A 17,048-nucleotide genomic window follows, 5' to 3' on the forward strand; every position below is an offset into this window, starting at 1 on the left:
GAGACAATGAAACAACACGAATCAGCGGATAATTCTCAGGGGCAGCTCTATATTGTGCCCACTCCGATAGGAAATCTGTCTGATATCACGCAGCGTGCGCTGGAAGTGCTGCAAGCCGTTGATTTAATTGCAGCGGAAGATACCCGTCATACCGGTTTGCTGCTGCAACATTTTGCGATTAACGCCCGCTTATTTGCGCTTCACGACCATAACGAGCAGCAAAAGGCTGAAACACTTCTCGCTAAACTGAAAGAAGGGCAAAACATCGCGCTGGTCTCCGATGCGGGCACACCGCTGATTAACGACCCAGGCTATCATCTGGTGCGCACCTGCCGCGAAGCGAATATTCGCGTGGTACCGCTGCCGGGCCCTTGCGCGGCCATCGCCGCCCTGAGCGCCGCTGGCCTGCCTTCCGACCGTTTCTGTTATGAAGGCTTCCTGCCGGCGAAATCAAAAGGCCGCCGCGATACCCTGAAAGCGCTGGAAGAAGAGCCGCGCACCCTTATCTTCTATGAATCGACCCATCGCCTGGTGGAGAGTCTGGAAGATATCTGCGCGGTACTGGGAGAATCCCGCTACGTGGTGCTGGCACGCGAGCTGACCAAAACCTGGGAGTCTATCCATGGCGCGCCGATCGGCGAGCTGGTGGCGTGGGTGAAGGAAGACGAAAACCGTCGCAAAGGCGAGATGGTGCTGATCGTCGAAGGCTTTAAGGCCCAGGAAGAGGCGCTGCCGGCAGCCGCGCTGCGGACCCTGGCGCTGCTGCAGGCGGAGCTGCCGCTGAAGAAAGCCGCCGCGCTGGCCGCGGAAATCCACGGCGTGAAGAAAAATGCGTTGTATAAGTATGCCCTGGAGCAGCAGGGGGAGTAAGCGATGAGCCGTTACCAACCGCCGTTTAGCATCACACCCACGGTTCTCAACCTTGTCGTTGAGATTGGGGAATTGCTTGGGCATTGGTCGGCGAAACGTGGACAAACATCGCCGTTGCTGCGTAAAGAAAACCGCATTCGTACTATTCAGGCGTCACTCGCAATTGAACATAATAGCCTGAGCATGGAACAGGTAACGGCGCTGCTGGAAGGCAAGCGGGTTCTGGCGCCGGCTAAGGATATTCAGGAAGTGAGAAATGCCATTCGTGCTTATGAATTAATGCCCGGATGGCATGCGGCAAATATAAGCGACCTTCTGGCGGCACACAAAACGCTGATGGTAGGGTTGGTGGATAGTCCTGGCGTTTTACGTGGCGGTAACGTGGGTATTTACCGTGGTACGCAGGTGGTACATATGGCTCCGCCTGCTGCACTGGTCCCAAGATTGATCGCTGATTTACTCAACTGGCTGGAACACACCGAGCTTCATCCTTTGATTGCCAGTTCAGTTTTCCACTATGAGTTTGAGTTCATTCACCCTTTCGCTGATGGCAATGGTCGAATGGGGCGTTTATGGCAGACATTGATTCTAAGCCAGTGGCGTCAGGAATTGGCCTGGCTGCCGGTTGAAACGCTGATCCACCATCAGCAAGAACGCTATTACGACATTTTAGGTGTTTGTGACAAAACCAGTGATTGCACGCTATTCGTGACCTGGATGTTGCAAAATATCCTGGCGGCGCTGAAAGAAGGTCTGGAGACTTCATTCGTTGTGTCGGAAGAAATGTCGGAAGAAATGTCGGAAGAAATGTCGGAAGAAATCGACGCGAAATTAACTGAGCTGGAAACCACAATTCTACATTTGCTAACCGCAGCTCCGGATTTGACGGCGAGAGCACTGGCTGAAAACATCGGGATATCAGCACGTACGGTTGAGCGCTATCTGCAAGGGCTACAAGCGAAAGGGAGATTGATTCGCATAGGCGCTAAAAAAGGTGGAAGCTGGCTGGTTAAGTAGAACCAGCCGCTATGATGTTCCACTCAGCGTGCAATCACACTATCTTCAGTTCCACCTTTTTGCTGCTTAACGCTGCACGGTCATTTTCGCTAATGCCGTCGTCGGTGATCACGCAGTCTATTTTTTCCATCGGCAGTACCTGGTTAAAGCCCCGGCGATTGAATTTGCTGGCGTCGAGCACGGCGATCACCTGATGCGCGGCGGCGGCCATCACGCTGCTGATGGAGTAACCTTCGTTAAAGGTGGTGATACCGTTGGTGGCGTCGATACCGTCGGCGCCGACAAACATCAAATCGGCGCAAATTCCCTGCAGCGAACGTTCGGCAATTGTGCCGTGCATCGAATGCGTTTTGTGCCGCACGGTACCGCCGCATACCACCAGGGTGATGTCTTTATTTTCCGCCAGGGTAAACGCGGCGGGCAGGCTGTTGGTGATCACGGTGATATTGGTCATCCGCACCAGCGCCTCGGCAATCAGCAGGGTTGTGCTGCCGCTATCGAGGATCACCGTCATACCTTCACGGATCATTGCCGCGGCGGCCTGGGCGATGCGCTTTTTGGGATCGCTGGCAAGCTGATAACGATCTTCCAGTACCACTTCCTGATTTTCGGCGTCGGTCAGGTCGCTGCCCGCACGGGCGGCGCCGCCGTGAAAACGGGTTAACAGCCCTTTCTCTTCCAGTAAGCGGAGATCGGCGCGAATCGTTACCTCAGAGATGCCAAAGAGATTCGAAAGGTCTAGAACCAATACGCTGCCCTGCGTATTCACCATATCGACGATTTTGTTCCTTCGTTCAAATGAGTTCATCTTGATTTGCCTGATAATTAACTCATCTCAGTGTAATCGAAGGGTAACGAAAGTTGAACGATAATTTTCGAAAGGTTTGATGAGCCAGCGCCGAGGGCTGGCTCGGGCGGTCAGGAGAGTTTGAGCAGGATTTTGCCCTGCATCGGCGCGCCGTTGAGCGCCTGCACTTCACGCGCAAAGCTCTCCGCGTCACCGCGGTGGGCGATCAGCGGCGCCAGCTGCAGGCGTTTTTCTGTCAGCAGGCGGGTGGCCGTTTGCCACTCTTCTCCTGGCCACGGGCCAGAATAGTTCATCCAGCTACCGACAATATTCAACTCCTTGCGCAGGATCTGCCCGAAGGTGGCGGCCGGGAGGGTTAAATCGTGATGGAGCGTGCCGACCAGCGCCAGCTGCGCCCGCGGCCCGGCGGCTTCAATCGCTAATGCGACGGTCTGCGGCGTACCGGCGGTCTCGAGGACTAACTGGTCGAACTGAATGGCTTCCAGCGCCTGCTGAATCGCCTGGCCGTTCATCTCGCGGCTGTTGAACACACGGGTTGCGCCAAGGGTTTTGGCCAGTTCCAGTTTCTGCGGATTGATATCGATCGCCGTGACGCTGTTGGCGCCCAGTTCCCGGGCGCACTGCAGCGCCAGCAGGCCAATGGTGCCGGCACCGATAATAATCACGTTTTTACCTTCGCAGCCCTGCGCCAGATGGAAAGCGTGCAGGCCAACGGTTATCGGTTCGATAAACGCGCCGTCATCAATTGGCATCTGGTCCGGCAGGCGGAACAGGTTGGCACGCTTTACCACCACATATTCGGCGTTGCCGCCTTCGCTGCGTGAGCCGACGAACTGATACTGTTTACATAAAGAGAAATACTCGCGCTGGCACTGCGGGCACTGGAAGCAGGGCAGCAGCGGCACGCAGGCGACGGCATCGCCGGGCTGCAGGTCGGTTACCGCCGCGCCGTAGGATTCCACATAGCCGCTGAATTCGTGTCCCAGCGTAATAGGGTAGTAATGCGCGCCTTTGGCGAAAATGCGCGGGATGTCGGAGCCGCATAAACCGGAACTGACCACTTTGACCAGGACATCGTTTTCCGTTTGCAGCGTAGGGATAGGGCGTTCTTCAACGCAGACGTTCCCCTCAGCATGGATTACCACTGATTTCATAACATTCTCCAGCTATAAGATTCAGGGGAGCGACCGCTCCCCTTTTAGATCAAGACATGCCTGTACTTTGTTGTGGGGCAGCGCTTTTTTCTGCTTTTTCCACCGCGATGAAGCGACGGGCACGACGCCAGGTCAGCAGAACGCCAGTCAGATAGATAATGCCGATGACCGCGAAGCCCACCACGTTCTGCCAGGTAAAGAGCTGGATCAGCAGCCAGGTAATCGGTGAACCGCCCTGGTCCATTGAGGCCACCATACCGCCGGCTTTCAGGGCCCCGGCGTTTGCCGCCAGCTGGGTGTGCAGGCCTATGGTCTGGGTGGCGATCCATAGGGTGATACCCATAATGATGACCCCGGAAATCAATGTGCGGAACAGGTTCCCTTGATGTACCGCGACTGCCATCGCCACGAAGAAGCCGATGGTGGCCAGGTCGCCAAACGGCAGGACCTGGTTGCCAGGAACCACGACGGCGATAAGAATGGTCAGCGGGATGAAGATCAGGCTGGCGGAGACCACCGAGGTATGACCGAGCAGCAGCGCCGGGTCGAGACCAATCAGGAATTCCTGGCCGCCGAATTTGGCCTGCAGACGTTTACGCGCCTGTTTGGCTATCGGTGTGAGGCCATCCATAATCGGTTTGATCACCCGTGGCATCAGCAGCATCACCGCTGCGGTTTTCACCGCAAGCTGGAGAATGCTCTTCAGGTCGTAACCCGCCAGCGCGCCAATCACCAGGCCCATGACGAAGCCAACGGTAACCGGTTCACCGAAGGGACCGAAGCGTTTCTGGATATCATCGGCGCTAAAGTGAATACGGTTAAGACCGGGGATCTTGTCGATGATGGTATCGACAAGCACGGCAACCGGCCCTAAATACGCCGAACTGCCGTGCGGGATCGCAATACCCTCGAGGCCAAAGAAATCGCGGGTATCTTTGGCAAACCAGTCGCCCAGCTTATACACAAAGGCGGCATGCACTACCACGCCGAGAATACCTATCCAGTACGATCCGGTAGCGATATGCAGCATCGCGCCGGTAAAGGTCATATGCCAGATGTTCCAGATATCGACATTCACTACGCGGGTCATACGGGTAACCAGCATCACGATATTAACCACGATGGCCACCGGGATCGCCACCAGGGCGATTTGCGACGCCCAGGTCATCGGTGATGAACCCGGCCAACCGATATCGATCACGTGAAGATTAATCTGGAAATGCTCCGCCATCGCCTTTGCCGCCGGGCCGATGGAGTCGAGCATCAGGCCAATGACCAGGCCGATACCGACGAAACCGATCCCGATATGCAGACCAGATTTGAAACAATCCCCGAGCTTCATCCCCAGTAACTTGGAGAAAATAATGATCACGATCGGCAGCATCACCGTCGGACCGAGATCGAGGATATAACGCATGATTTCGCTAAACATGGCGTTTACTCCGCGAGGATGCCGAGGATTTTCTGTTGTAAGGCTTCAATGCCGACGCCCGAAACGAATGGCATGCCGTGTACCACCGGAATGTCGCCAAAGGTCCGCTCCACGCGCGCGGTGGTGCAGATCAGGTCCGCCCCGTCCATGTAGGTTTCGATTTCATTGACCCGGCACTGCACCAAATCCAGTTCAATATTGTGGTCTGCACACAGCTCTTTAATCTCTTCAGCCGCCATCGTGGAGGTGGCGACGGCACCGCCGCAGGCGACGATAACTTTACGTTTCATAGGGTACCCCTTTTATTATCAGTATCTTATGAAGCCACGGCGTTAAGCTCAGGCTCAAGGATAAATTGCTGGAACCGCACCGGCAGCTGATCGTCGGAAGCGGCGAGCAGTGCCTCCAGCGTGTGCGGATTTTGTAGCTCACTAAATAACCGGCGCAGTAGCTTCAGCTGTGCCGCCGGGTTTTCAACAATCAGCGCGATGATGAGCGAAACGTCGATTTCGCCGTCGTCATCAGCGCGCTGAAAAGGAACCGGCGCATCCGGACGAATCAGGTAAATGGCCGGCGATTTGGCGTGGACGGCTTCACAGTGCGGGATAGCGACAGCATGCTGCTCCAGGGCGATGCCGGTGGGAAAAGTCGCTTCGCGTTCGAGCAGGGCGGCGGGATAGCTGTCGTGTACGACGCCTCGCGCCAGCATCTCTGCGCCAATGTGTTCCAGCGCCTGCTGGCTGGAACTGAAATGAATGCCGGTACGAACAAACAGTTGACTCATATATCCTCTTAACTTCAGGCGATTTCAGAAGAACAGCCGTAGCGGTAGGCACGCAGAACATCCTGGATTTTGTCGAGGATCAGCGCGTGCGGCTCGGCGTTCAGTGCATTCAGCGACAGTCGTTCAAACTGCACCGGCATATACTGGCTGATAAGCCCCAGCGGCAGCTTAGCGTCGGTCAGATTAGCGATAAGTTTCTCAACGCTCTGGCGAATACGCGGATGCGGCCAGTAATAACGGATACGGTCGGAAAGGCTGAAGTGGATATCGACCATCGCCTGGCTCCAGGTGGGGTGATAGTATTTTTTCCAGTAGCCGGGTTCGTTAAGCATCACTTCGTCGATCACCTCCATCACGCGACTGCGAGACTCCGGGGCGATCAGCTCATTTTCCATTTGGGCGAGGGCAAAGATGGCTTCACGCAGGGCAAAGGTGAGCGCCGGGCCGACTTTCAGGATGGCGAAGTGGTCGCGAACCAGCGCGCGATAAGCCTGGCGAGTTTGGTAGTCGGTGGAGTGCGCTTCGTAGACCATCGGGGTACTTTCGATCCAGGCGGAAAGCGCTTTCGCTTCCTGCGGCTGGTAATGAATGATTTGCGTATGGTCGAACTCCACCCCAGGCTGCACGACGATAGCGATAACTCGCTCCAGCGCAGCCTCGAGTCCCAGCTTACGGAAAGCAGCCTCATGGGTTTCGAGTGTCGCCGCGGCATCCTGCGCCCGGGTGACATGTACGCTGCCGATGGTGCAGGCCTCGCCGCCGGGCACCGGAACTTCGGTCCCGATGACGTAGGTCAGGTGGCGCTTTTGCTCAGCGCTGGCGGTCTCTTCAGCAGCCTGACACAGTCGAGCGGCGCGCTCAGCAACCACACCAGGATCCAAAGGCACCGGGTCGTCAGCACAGGACATTGACGCATCGAGATGGATTTTGCTAAAGCCGGCCGCGACGTAGGCCTTGATCAGGTCGATTGATTTTTCCATCGCCACGGCTGCTGGTTCATCTTGCCAGCAGTTCGGGCCCAGATGATCGCCGCCAAGAATAATGCGCTCAGCCGGGAAACCGACGGTACGCGCGATGTTGTAGACGAAGTCGCGGAAATCGGCCGGCTGCATGCCGGTGTAGCCACCAAACTGATTTACCTGGTTGGACGTCGCTTCGATCAGCACCTTGTTGTTGGTCGGCAGATCGAAACGTAACGCCGCTTCGATAACCAGCGGATGCGCTGAACACACTGAACAGATGCCGATATGTTCGCCGGACTTGTGGCGAGTGATAATATCTTTCATTTACAACCTCCGTTTTCTTTCGAATATATTCGTTATGTTTTGTTTTGGTCGCAAATGGCTTTGTTTTGAATTGTGATCTGTATCGATAAATAGTGATGTAACGCAGTGAAAGGTGTCGTCTTTCGAGACAAAAACGCCCTGACCAGGAAGGCAGGGCGTTTTTAATTGATTGAAAATTAACTAAATAGTCGGGAGAGCCAGCTGCGTTTCGTTTTGACGGCTTCCTGAGAGACCTGCTGCGGCTGGGCGGCAATTTCGCCGAGACCGGCGTTAAAAGCGTCGCCAATGGCTTTTAACGCCTGCTGCGCATCGTTGCCGCTGGCCATAAAGTGCAGACGATGACCCTGTTTGGCACCCAGCGATACGACGCGCATCAGATTTTTGGCATCCACAATCGCGGAGCGCGTATCCAGGTTTTCGACCTGGATTTGCGATCGCCACTGCTTGACGGCTTTCACCAGCACCGCGCTGGGGCGGGCATGAAGACCGTGCGGATTGCGCAGGGTAAAGGTGGCCTCTTCGTCAAAATGCGGCGCGGGTTGTGGTTCTTCGCCTGCCGGCAGAGGGATATTGCCAGCGAGAATTTCCAGCACCGCCTGAGGGATATCGGCGCGCGTCAGCGCCTCAGGCACCCGATCGTCGCCCAGGGCATGGGTGAGCTGGCGCAAAATATCGAGATGCTCATTGTCCTGAGCCGCAATACCGACAATCAGATAGGCGGTTTGCTCCTCACCCCAGTCAATCCCCTGCGGACAAGCCAGCACCTTAACGCCCGTTTTGAGCACTGCGTCGCGACTGTGCGGCGTACCGTGGGGAATGGCGATGCCGTTGCCCAGATAGGTGCTGATTTGCTCCTCGCGCTCGCGCATGCCTTGCAGATAGGCTGCTTGCGTATGTCCGGCCTGAGTCAGGGCTGCAACGACACGCTGTAGCGCCTCGTCTTTCGTTTTGACCTGACGATCGAAACCAATATCGGCAGAAGTCAGTTGCATAGCGTGCTCCTTATTTCATGGCGCCAGCAAGAGCTGTCGCTTTGTCAGTGCGTTTTTGCCACAGCCGCCAGCATCCCAGCATAAGTGCGCCGCACGCGGAACCGGCGAGAATGCACAGCACCCACATCAACGGTTTGCTGACCAGCGGCAGGATTAAGAAGCCGCCGTGCGGTGCCGGAACCTGAATATGCAGGCTGTAGCTGAGTACCGCAGAAATTGAGGAGGCGATCATCATCATCGGGATCACCCGCAGTGGATCCTTGGCGGCGAAGGGAATTGCACCTTCGGTAATGTGCGTGCAGCCGAGGATATAGTTGACCATCCCGGCGGCGCGTTCCTCCTCGCTAAAGCCTTTCGGAAAGAACGTGGTCGCCAGGGCGATGACCAACGGCGGCGTAATGCAGGCGGCAGACACACCGGCCATAAAGAAATAGTTACCTTGCCCCAGCAGCAGCGTACCGGTGACATAGGCCGCTTTGTTGACCGGCCCGCCGAAGTCGAAGGAACACATTGCGCCGACCACGATCCCCAGCAGGATGGGGTTGGCTTCCTGCAGAGAGCTGAGCCAGTTCATCATGCCATTGTTGATCGCTGCCACCGGCTGGCCGAGCAGGACCATCATCACGCCAATCACCAGGACGCCGATCAGCGGCATAATGAAGATCGACTTCAGCCCTTCGTACTGGCGCGGCAGACCGTCGAGCAGATGACGGATCAGCAGCATAAAATACCCGGCGGCAAAACCGGCGATGATCCCACCGAGGAACCCGGCGCCGGTGGCGTTCGCCAGCAGGCCGCCGACAAAACCGGCAACCATACCCGGGCGGCCAGATATCGACCAGGCAATGTAGGCGGTAAACACCGGCACCATGATCGAGAACGCCTGCTGACCGACTTTCATCAGGGTGGCGGCAACCACGTTATACTGCGGTGAATTCAGATCGGCAGAGTAGATGCCCCACAGGAAAGAAACGGCGATTAAGATCCCGCCGGCGACAACGAACGGCAGCATGTTGGAAACACCGCTCATCAGATGTTTGTAAATCTGTCGGCCGAACGATTCTCGCTCATATTTCTCGGCGAGATCCGTCGTCGCGGAGTGTCCCTGGCGACGCTGCGCCTGACCGTTAACAACTTTATTAATTAATTCCGCCGGATGGTGAATGGCTTCTTTAACCGGCACCTCAATAACCGGTAAGCCATTAAAACGTTCGGCATTAACATCTTTATCGGCAGCGATAATCACACCATAAATATCCGTCAGGTCTTCCGGCGTAATGGCATTTTCTACGCCGGAAGCGCCATTGGTTTCGACTTTTATTTCAACGTTTAATTTTTTCGCTGCGGTTTTTAAGGCCTCTTCAGCCATAAATGTATGAGCAATACCTGTAGGGCAGCCGGTAACGGCAATAATTTTTTTCATAATCGGACCTTTATAATTGGACGATCTGAAGTTGTTGTAATAATTCTTGCGTACGGTTTAATTTGCCAAGCCCGGCGGAGGCGGCAACATCGGCGCCGGTGGCGCTGGCCAGCGCCAGCGCCTGAGGAATATCGCCTGCGTTAAGCCATCGGCTGAGGAACGCGCCCAGCGCGGCATCGCCGGCGCAGGCCGAGCTGACCAGTTCGATTTTCGGTGCCGAGCAGAACCACAGTTGCTCGCCGTTCGAAAAATAGAGCCCTTGTGCGCCAAGGGTCAGCAGAACATTGCGAGCCCCAAGCTGGTGGAGCGTTTGCATTGCTTCGCGTACCCGCTGGGGGCTGCTGACATCCAGACCAAAGATCTCGTTCAGCTCGTCGTCATTGGGTTTAATCAATAGCGGATGCCACTCCAAAAGCTGGCGCAGCACCGGGTGGCTGATATCTAAGATGACTTCACACCCTTTTTGCTGACACAGCACCAGAATCTCGCTATAGAACCGGCTCTCTATTCCCGGTGGCAGACTGCCGCTGATAACTAAATAATCACCAGGCGTGACGCACTGTAAATGATGAAGAATTTGTTCTTTCCCTTCATCGTTAATCCGCGCGCCGGGATTTACCAGTTTATATTCATCTCTGCCGTCGTTAATAAAGATATTAATACGGGTGGGTTCAGCGACCCATGCCGGCGTGACGTTAATATGTTGTTTGCGTAGTTCCTCAACGATATAGCGGCCGGTAAAACCGCCGAATATGCCCATAACATGGGTTGGCTGCTGGTAATGATGTAATACCAGCGAGACGTTAACCCCTTTACCATTCGGGCAATATTCCGTCTGCCGGGTGCGGTTGACTGCCGCCGGCTGGAGCGGATCGCAAAAGATATTCATATCAATCGCGGTGTTCAGTGTCAGGGTGTGGATCACGACAAGGCTCCTTCGATCCGCTGATTACAGTTGTCCTTCGCAGCCACAGACGTGAATGACTTTGCGAACGACCTCTTTCATTGCCGCTTTCGCCGGTTTCATATAGTGGCGAGGATCGTTGGCGCCCGGATTTTCCAGGAAGTAGGCTTTCAGTGCATCCGAGAAAGCGATTTTTAGTTCGGTGGCGACGTTGACTTTGCAGACGCCCAGAGAAATGGCGCGGCGAATATCACTATCCGGCAGGCCGGAAGCGCCATGCAGGACCAGCGGAACGTCAACGCGGTCGCGAATAGCCGCCAGGCGCTCAAAATCAAGCTTCGGTTCGGCGGTGTAAAGGCCATGCGCGGTACCGATGGCAACGGCCAGCGAATCAATACCGGTACGAGCGACAAATTCGCGGGCCTGTTCGGGGTTGGTATAGAGCGCATCTTTAGCATCGACCACCAGATCGTCTTCTACCCCGCCCAGACGGCCCAGCTCGGCTTCTACGCTGGCATCATAGCGGTGGCTCAACTCCACCACGCTTTTTACCAGCGCCACGTTCTCTTCGAACGGTGAGTGAGAGCCATCGATCATGACCGAGCGGATCCCTGCCTGGACTTTGCGTGTGATATCAGCCAGATCCTCATGATGATCGAGGTGCAGAGCGAGCGGGAGATCCCACTTTTTCGCCAGATCGCGGGCGATCGCCACCACGTTGCCGGTGCCGGCATAGCTATAGGTACCGGGCGTGCCGGCAAGGATCAGGGGGGAGCGTAGCTCAGCTGCCGTTTCAACGACGACCTGCATGGTTTCGAGGTTATGGATATTGAAAGCCGGCACGGCATAACCCTGTCGTTGAGCTTTCAACAGCATGTTTTTACTGGAAATGATGTACATTTTAGTCCTCTATTTTCAAGTTGTAAGTTATTAACATTAAATAACCTTCAATTTGAAAGTAATGTAACGATCGTCTCGACTTTTAGGTGTGATCCACCGCACACAATGATGAATTGATTTTTAAAATGAAAGTTAATAGTATTTTTAATGTTTCTTTTTTAAAGTTTTAGCAGGGAAGGGGTATCATTATAACTATGTGATTAATATGCATTAATTTGTTTATGGCAAGATGGGGGTTCAGCCGCGGTTTGACATTACGATAGGGAAATTTAAAAATGAAAGTTATTCTAGGAGAAAATAATAAGGCATAAACCGTGGCAAAACCGTCAACCAGCCTGCTGAAAAGGCGCTTGGACATCGCAGAGATCGTTCGTAAGAACGGCGAGATCAAAGTCGACGATCTGGCCGAAATGCTGGCTGTTTCCGGAGTGACAATCCGTAACGATCTCAACTACCTCGAGCAGCAGGGCTACTTGAAACGCTCCTTCGGCGGGGCGATTTATACCGCCCAGGCTGGCGCGCCGGTTGCGGTGATGCGGGAAGCACCAGCCGTCAGGGATAAAGCGCTGGAGACGGAAATGGCTCGCCAGGTGGCGGCGCAGATAGAAGATGGCGAAACGCTATTTTTAGGCCAAGGTTCCATTTTGCGTAAAGTGATCCCCTTTCTGGCCAACAGAGAAGAACTTTGCCTGCTGTTAAACGATCTGGGCCATGTCGCGCTGGCGCAGGAGTTTTTAAATGGGGAAACCGTTCTGCTTGGCGGGGTGCTGTCAGGCCAGGGGCGGATTGTGGAGGGCGAGCTGGCGCTGAAGGCGTTAGGCCATTACCGCCCTTCACGTGCGCTGATAGCGGTGGATCATATTGCCGAAGACGGCACGCTGAGCGTGCGTAACGAGGTCACAGCACATTTACTAAACGAGGCTGTCGCCCAGAGTAAACGAGTCATTGCGATTGTCGCGTCCCGACCGGTCTATGGCGAGAAACGCTATGCTGTGGGTGAATTGCAACAGATCAGCAGCGTCGTGACCCCGCAGGTGGTCGCGGCAGAGTACCATGCCTGCTTCCTCGCTGCGGGTTTGACCAACAGCTATACCAACAATGAATGCCTGACATGGCTCAACACGGCTTTGCATAAGACAAACCAGGAGCGGTGATGAACGTAACCATTTGCACCATCGGCGAGCTGCTGGTGGAGTTTCTCGCCAAGGAAGAGAATCAGGGTTTTTCCCGCCCCGGTGAATTTTGGGGACCCTATCCGAGCGGGGCGCCGGCAATCTTTGCCGATCAGGTAGCTAAGCTGGGTTTTGGTTCCGTGCTGTTTAGCTGCGTGGGCAGCGACGCCTTTGGTGAGATGAACATTGCGCGGCTGGAGAAAGACGGCGTTAACGTCAACGGTATCGCCATGCTGCAGAAAGCGACCACCGGTAGCGCCTTCGTCAGCTATCGTAGTCAGGCGCAGCGCGATTTTATTTTTAACATGCCCAATAGCGCCTGCGGTTTACTGACCGCCGACCACATTGATGAGGCGCTGCTCAACCGGTGTCAGCATTTTCACATTATGGGATCGTCGTTGTTCTCGTTCCGTATTATCGATGCGATGCGTAAAGCGATTGAAAATATAAAAGGCCGCAACGGGACGGTGTCGTTCGACCCCAATATTCGCAAAGAGATGCTTAACATCCCGGAGATGTCGCAGGCTTTTGAATATATCCTCGACTACACCGATATCTTCCTGCCGAGCGACGGCGAGCTGGATTACTTTGGCCTCAATCCGGAGCGCAATGAGCAGGTCCTGGTTGATAAGCTACTGAAACGCGGCGTGAAGCATGTGGTGATTAAACGCGGGCCGCGTGGCGCCAGCTACTTTAGCGCCAACGAGACACACCATGTCGCCGGCTTCAACGTGCCGGTGGTGGATCCGACAGGCGCCGGGGACTGCTTTGGCGCCACCTTTGTCAGCCTGTTCCTCAATGGCGCCACGCCGCAGGAGGCGCTGAGATGGGCAAATGCCAGCGGCTCGCTGGCGATTAGCCAGCGTGGACCGATGGAAGGTACCTCGACGCAGGCGCAGATCAGCGCTTTTCTTGCCGCACAGCACGCCTAATCAACAAGCCCGGATAAATCCGGGCTGAAGGGGAATGGGCTGCCAGTGTCGCGATCAGGTTACCGGCGCCGGGTTGAATACCGCCAGTTGGTTATGCAAGCCCCACTGATCGGAGAAGGTTTTCTTGCGTCCACTGGCGACGTCGAGAATGAATTCGAAGAGCTTCAGTCCGACATCCTCAATCGTCTCTTCGCCGGTGGCGATGGTCCCGGCGTTAATGTCCATTAAGTCATACCAGCGGTTGGCCAGCTCGGTGCGAGTCGCCATTTTTATCACCGGTACCGCCATCAGGCCGTACGGCGTGCCGCGGCCGGTGGTGAACACCTGCACGGTGATGCCAGAAGCCACCTGCTGGGTGCCGCAGACAAAATCGCTGGCCGGAGTCGCGGCGTAAATCAGGCCGCGCTTGGTTGGGCGCTGTCCTGGAGAAAGCACTTCAACAATGGCGCTTTTCCCTGATTTGGCAATCGATCCCAGCGCTTTTTCCACCACGTTGGCCAGACCCCCTTTCTTGTTACCGGGAGAGGGATTGGCGCTGCGGTCGGTTTTGCCCATATCAAGATAGTTATCGTACCAGGCCATCTCTTCCAGCAGGCGTTTGCCGACCGCTTCGTTAATCGCCCGCGGGGTTAACAGATGGATGGCGTCGCGTACTTCGGTCACTTCCGAGAACATCACCGTCGCGCCGCAGCGTACCAGCAGGTCGGACGCGTAACCTACCGCCGGATTGGCGGTCACGCCGGAGAAGGCGTCGCTGCCGCCGCACTGCATCCCGACTACCAGCTCTGAAGCCGGGCAGGTTTCGCGCTGGCGCTGGTTCAGTTTCGCCAGGTGGCGCTCGGCGACCTGCAGAATGTCATCGACCATCGATTTGAAACCAACGTGCTTTTCGTCCTGCAGGCTAACGATGCTGGCGCTGTCCACCGGGATGCTTTTGACGTCTTCCGTACCCTGCAGCAGACGTTCCGGCTGCAGCTTTTCACAGCCGAGGCCAATGACCATCACCTCGCCGCCGAAATTCGGATTGAGGGCGATATTGTGGATGGTACGAATCGGCACTACCGCCGCCGGCGCATTAATCGCCACGCCGCAACCGTAGAGGTGGTTCAGACCAACCACGCCGTCGACGTTGGGGTATTTCGGCAGCAGGTCTCGCTCAATGATTTTCACCACATAATCAACCACGCCCGCAACACAGTGCACGCTGGTGGTGATGCCCAGCAGGTTCTTGGTGCCCACGCTGCCGTCGGCATTGCGGTAGCCTTCGAAGGTGTAGCCTTCCAGCGGCGGTAGCGGTTCAGGTATTTTGGTCGCCAGCGGCAGGGTATTCAACGGTGGGGCGGTGGGCAGTTCCACCAGCGATTCGTCAATCCAGCTTCCCTGTGGGATGTCGCGCACGGCGAAGCCAATCACTTCTCCGTAGCGGATGATTTCACCGCGGGCAGGGATATCCACCAGGGCTACTTTATGACCCTGTGGGATGTGTTCGACGAGCGTCAGGCCGTCCGGGAAACGTGTTCCGGCGGTCAATCCCCGATCGTTGACAATAATCGCCACGTTATCTGTCGGGTCAACTTTAATATAAAACGCGGTTGGCGATTGTTGTCGAATTGCAATGTCAGCCATTGTCCAGTCATCTCCAAACAGGTGCTAATAATAAAATAAAACGCTAATTCATTTACTACGTATCAGTATGATGGAATAAAGGATGTCAGCTGTATTGATTTTAAAATGTGATCTACATCACTCCTTGCTGAGGTGGTAACCCCAGCAGGGCAGGCAATCGTAAGAACTGTGGATTAGCGCCCATGGCTTATGGCATAAGCCTAATTTTAGCGTTAAATAATGACTTTATATTGTGGTTATGCATAGTGTCTGGCGGAGGCGTGCTGATTATACTGAGTCATGTTTTTGAGGTATTCGATATGCGAATAGATAGCTTCAATATCGTCTTTTAAATAAATAAGAAACCGCTTAAAGCAATTATAAAAGGTGTTCTGTGCCTGAGGAATGTCTAAATGATTCTGGATTCTACATTAGATGAGAAAAAAGGAATACCGACCCGCTATTTAATTCTATTGATGATATTTGTCGTGACGGCGGTGAACTATGGCGACCGCGCGACGTTGTCTATCGCCGGTACTGAAGTCGCGAAAGAGCTGGGGCTCAGCGCGGTGTCGATGGGATACATTTTTTCCGCCTTCGGCTGGGCTTATCTGCTGATGCAGATCCCTGGTGGTTGGCTGCTGGATAAATTTGGATCGAAGAAGGTTTACTCATACAGCCTGTTTTTCTGGTCGCTGTTTACCTTCCTGCAGGGCTTTATTGATGTGTTCCCGCTCGCCTGGGCTGGGGTCTCCATGTTCTTTATGCGTTTTATGCTGGGCTTTTCCGAAGCGCCCTCGTTTCCCGCCAACGCCCGCATTGTGGCGGCCTGGTTTCCGGCCAAAGAGCGGGGCACCGCTTCGGCTATTTTTAATGCGGCGCAATATTTTTCGCTGGCGTTATTCTCGCCGCTACTCGGCTGGCTGACCTTCGCGCTGGGTTGGGAGCATGTCTTTACCGTGATGGGGATAATAGGGTTTGTGCTCACCGTCATCTGGGTGAAGTTTGTGCATAACCCCACCGATCATCCGCGAATGTCCGCGGCGGAGCTGAAGTATATCTCTGAAGGCGGCGCGGTGGTCGATATGGACCACAAAAAAGAGACGACCCAGGCGGCCGGGCCGAAGATGGATTATATCCGTCAGTTGCTGACCAACCGAATGATGTTAGGCGTATTTTTCGGTCAGTATTTCCTCAACACCATTACCTGGTTCTTCCTGACGTGGTTTCCGATCTACCTCGTGCAGGACAAGGGAATGTCAATTCTGAAAGTCGGCTTCGTGGCTTCAATTCCGGCGCTGTTTGGTTTTGCCGGCGGCGTACTGGGCGGGCTGTTTTCGGATTATCTGATTGGCCGCGGCTGTACGCTGACTTTTGCGCGTAAGTTACCGATAGTACTCGGAATGCTGCTGGCATCGTCCATTATTCTGTGTAACTACACGGCCAGCACGCCGCTGGTTATTACGCTGATGGCGCTGGCGTTCTTTGGTAAAGGCTTTGGCGCGCTGGGCTGGCCGGTTATCTCGGATGTTGCGCCGAAAGAGATTGTTGGCCTGTGCGGCGGGGTATTCAACGTCTTTGGCAATGTGGCCTCGATCGCCACGCCGCTGGTTATTGGCTACATCGTAAGCGAACTGCACTCATTCAATGGCGCACTGATTTTTGTTGGCGGCTCCGCGCTGATGATGATGGTCTGCTACCTGTTTGTGGTTGGCGATATCAAACGTATGGAATTGCAGAAGTAAGCAACGATTAACGCAAGGTAAAAA

16 protein-coding genes are annotated in these 17,048 nt (G+C 55.0%); 5 read left to right on the forward strand and 11 right to left on the reverse strand.

All coding sequences use genetic code 11. The features are described from left to right. Positions 1-6 precede the first annotated feature (6 nt). Together rsmI and B8P98_RS03020 are read left to right on the forward strand one after the other, a co-directional pair. A complete protein-coding gene (gene rsmI, locus B8P98_RS03015) occupies positions 7-870 on the forward strand; it encodes a 16S rRNA (cytidine(1402)-2'-O)-methyltransferase (protein WP_004144878.1) in 864 nt (287 codons plus the stop codon). Positions 871-984: 114 nt separating this feature from the next. Then, positions 985-1,887: a Fic family protein gene (locus tag B8P98_RS03020; protein WP_167382686.1), complete on the forward strand. Its 903-nt coding sequence runs from the start codon at positions 985-987 to the stop codon at positions 1,885-1,887. A 34-nt stretch (positions 1,888-1,921) separates the two neighbouring features. On the opposite strand, the gene B8P98_RS03025 is transcribed toward B8P98_RS03020, so the two are convergent. The 10 genes from B8P98_RS03025 to B8P98_RS03070 all read right to left on the reverse strand — a co-directional run bounded on the left by B8P98_RS03025 (position 1,922) and on the right by B8P98_RS03070 (position 11,570). Next, on the reverse strand, positions 1,922-2,695 hold the full coding sequence (locus B8P98_RS03025; RefSeq protein WP_004206153.1) for a DeoR/GlpR family DNA-binding transcription regulator: 774 nt from the start codon (positions 2,693-2,695) through the stop codon (positions 1,922-1,924). 110 nt (positions 2,696-2,805) lie between these two features. Further along, entirely contained in the window at positions 2,806-3,849 is a 1,044-nt protein-coding gene (gene gatD / locus B8P98_RS03030; RefSeq protein ID WP_025712515.1) for a galactitol-1-phosphate 5-dehydrogenase, read from the reverse strand. A gap of 49 nt (positions 3,850-3,898) precedes the next feature. Next, positions 3,899-5,281: a galactitol-specific PTS transporter subunit IIC gene (locus B8P98_RS03035; RefSeq protein ID WP_008806609.1), complete on the reverse strand. Its 1,383-nt coding sequence runs from the start codon at positions 5,279-5,281 to the stop codon at positions 3,899-3,901. A gap of 5 nt (positions 5,282-5,286) precedes the next feature. After that, positions 5,287-5,571, reverse strand: a complete 285-nt coding sequence (gene gatB, locus B8P98_RS03040) for a PTS galactitol transporter subunit IIB (RefSeq protein WP_002918119.1) — start codon at positions 5,569-5,571, stop codon at positions 5,287-5,289. 26 nt (positions 5,572-5,597) lie between these two features. Then, on the reverse strand, positions 5,598-6,065 hold the full coding sequence (gatA, locus tag B8P98_RS03045; RefSeq protein ID WP_008806608.1) for a PTS galactitol transporter subunit IIA: 468 nt from the start codon (positions 6,063-6,065) through the stop codon (positions 5,598-5,600). 14 nt (positions 6,066-6,079) lie between these two features. Next, positions 6,080-7,351: a tagatose-bisphosphate aldolase subunit GatZ gene (gene gatZ, locus B8P98_RS03050; protein ID WP_025712514.1), complete on the reverse strand. Its 1,272-nt coding sequence runs from the start codon at positions 7,349-7,351 to the stop codon at positions 6,080-6,082. Positions 7,352-7,527: 176 nt separating this feature from the next. Beyond that, the gene (locus B8P98_RS03055; protein ID WP_080897338.1) at positions 7,528-8,343 is read right to left on the reverse strand and encodes an HPr family phosphocarrier protein; all 816 of its coding nucleotides are present in this window, start codon (positions 8,341-8,343) and stop codon (positions 7,528-7,530) included. A gap of 10 nt (positions 8,344-8,353) precedes the next feature. Beyond that, positions 8,354-9,766 carry a PTS fructose transporter subunit IIC gene (locus tag B8P98_RS03060; RefSeq protein WP_025712512.1) on the reverse strand — a complete coding sequence of 471 codons (1,413 nt, stop codon included), beginning with the start codon at positions 9,764-9,766 and terminating at the stop codon, positions 8,354-8,356. Between the two features lie 10 nt (positions 9,767-9,776). Next, complete coding sequence (gene pfkB / locus B8P98_RS03065; RefSeq protein ID WP_008806604.1) at positions 9,777-10,691, reverse strand: 1-phosphofructokinase; 915 nt, start codon at positions 10,689-10,691, stop codon at positions 9,777-9,779. 24 nt (positions 10,692-10,715) lie between these two features. After that, positions 10,716-11,570 (reverse strand): tagatose bisphosphate family class II aldolase, encoded by an 855-nt coding sequence (locus B8P98_RS03070; RefSeq protein ID WP_020803712.1) that lies wholly within the window; start codon positions 11,568-11,570, stop codon positions 10,716-10,718. Between the two features lie 350 nt (positions 11,571-11,920). Between B8P98_RS03070 and B8P98_RS03080 the strand changes: the two genes are divergently transcribed. Continuing rightward, on the forward strand, positions 11,921-12,724 hold the full coding sequence (locus B8P98_RS03080; protein ID WP_167382687.1) for a DeoR/GlpR family DNA-binding transcription regulator: 804 nt from the start codon (positions 11,921-11,923) through the stop codon (positions 12,722-12,724). After that, the gene (locus B8P98_RS03085) at positions 12,724-13,674 is read left to right on the forward strand and encodes a sugar kinase (RefSeq protein WP_004206140.1); all 951 of its coding nucleotides are present in this window, start codon (positions 12,724-12,726) and stop codon (positions 13,672-13,674) included. The genes B8P98_RS03080 and B8P98_RS03085 overlap by 1 nt, the downstream gene beginning before the upstream one ends. 54 nt (positions 13,675-13,728) lie before the next feature. Here B8P98_RS03085 and garD read toward each other — a convergent pair whose 3' ends face one another. Continuing rightward, on the reverse strand, positions 13,729-15,300 hold the full coding sequence (garD, locus tag B8P98_RS03090) for a galactarate dehydratase (RefSeq protein ID WP_095032700.1): 1,572 nt from the start codon (positions 15,298-15,300) through the stop codon (positions 13,729-13,731). A gap of 392 nt (positions 15,301-15,692) precedes the next feature. Between garD and B8P98_RS03095 the strand changes: the two genes are divergently transcribed. Beyond that, positions 15,693-17,024 carry an MFS transporter gene (locus B8P98_RS03095; RefSeq protein WP_008806599.1) on the forward strand — a complete coding sequence of 444 codons (1,332 nt, stop codon included), beginning with the start codon at positions 15,693-15,695 and terminating at the stop codon, positions 17,022-17,024. Positions 17,025-17,048: the final 24 nt, after the last annotated feature.

It is taken from the genome of Klebsiella quasivariicola (genome assembly GCF_002269255.1).
GTDB lineage: Bacteria > Pseudomonadota > Gammaproteobacteria > Enterobacterales > Enterobacteriaceae > Klebsiella > Klebsiella quasivariicola.

Bases quoted from the DNA above. Each gene is read 5' to 3' on its own strand.
- B8P98_RS03085 (WP_004206140.1), top strand. From the start codon at position 12,724: ATGAACGTAACCATTTGCACCATCGGCGAGCTGCTGGTGGAGTTTCTC.
- gatZ (WP_025712514.1), bottom strand. From the start codon at position 7,351: ATGAAAGATATTATCACTCGCCACAAGTCCGGCGAACATATCGGCATC.
- gatD (WP_025712515.1), bottom strand. From the start codon at position 3,849: ATGAAATCAGTGGTAATCCATGCTGAGGGGAACGTCTGCGTTGAAGAA.
- rsmI (WP_004144878.1), top strand. From the start codon at position 7: ATGAAACAACACGAATCAGCGGATAATTCTCAGGGGCAGCTCTATATT.
- B8P98_RS03070 (WP_020803712.1), bottom strand. From the start codon at position 11,570: ATGTACATCATTTCCAGTAAAAACATGCTGTTGAAAGCTCAACGACAG.
- B8P98_RS03035 (WP_008806609.1), bottom strand. From the start codon at position 5,281: ATGTTTAGCGAAATCATGCGTTATATCCTCGATCTCGGTCCGACGGTG.
- gatA (WP_008806608.1), bottom strand. From the start codon at position 6,065: ATGAGTCAACTGTTTGTTCGTACCGGCATTCATTTCAGTTCCAGCCAG.
- gatB (WP_002918119.1), bottom strand. From the start codon at position 5,571: ATGAAACGTAAAGTTATCGTCGCCTGCGGCGGTGCCGTCGCCACCTCC.
- B8P98_RS03095 (WP_008806599.1), top strand. From the start codon at position 15,693: ATGATTCTGGATTCTACATTAGATGAGAAAAAAGGAATACCGACCCGC.
- B8P98_RS03055 (WP_080897338.1), bottom strand. From the start codon at position 8,343: ATGCAACTGACTTCTGCCGATATTGGTTTCGATCGTCAGGTCAAAACG.
- B8P98_RS03025 (WP_004206153.1), bottom strand. From the start codon at position 2,695: ATGAACTCATTTGAACGAAGGAACAAAATCGTCGATATGGTGAATACG.
- garD (WP_095032700.1), bottom strand. From the start codon at position 15,300: ATGGCTGACATTGCAATTCGACAACAATCGCCAACCGCGTTTTATATT.
- B8P98_RS03060 (WP_025712512.1), bottom strand. From the start codon at position 9,766: ATGAAAAAAATTATTGCCGTTACCGGCTGCCCTACAGGTATTGCTCAT.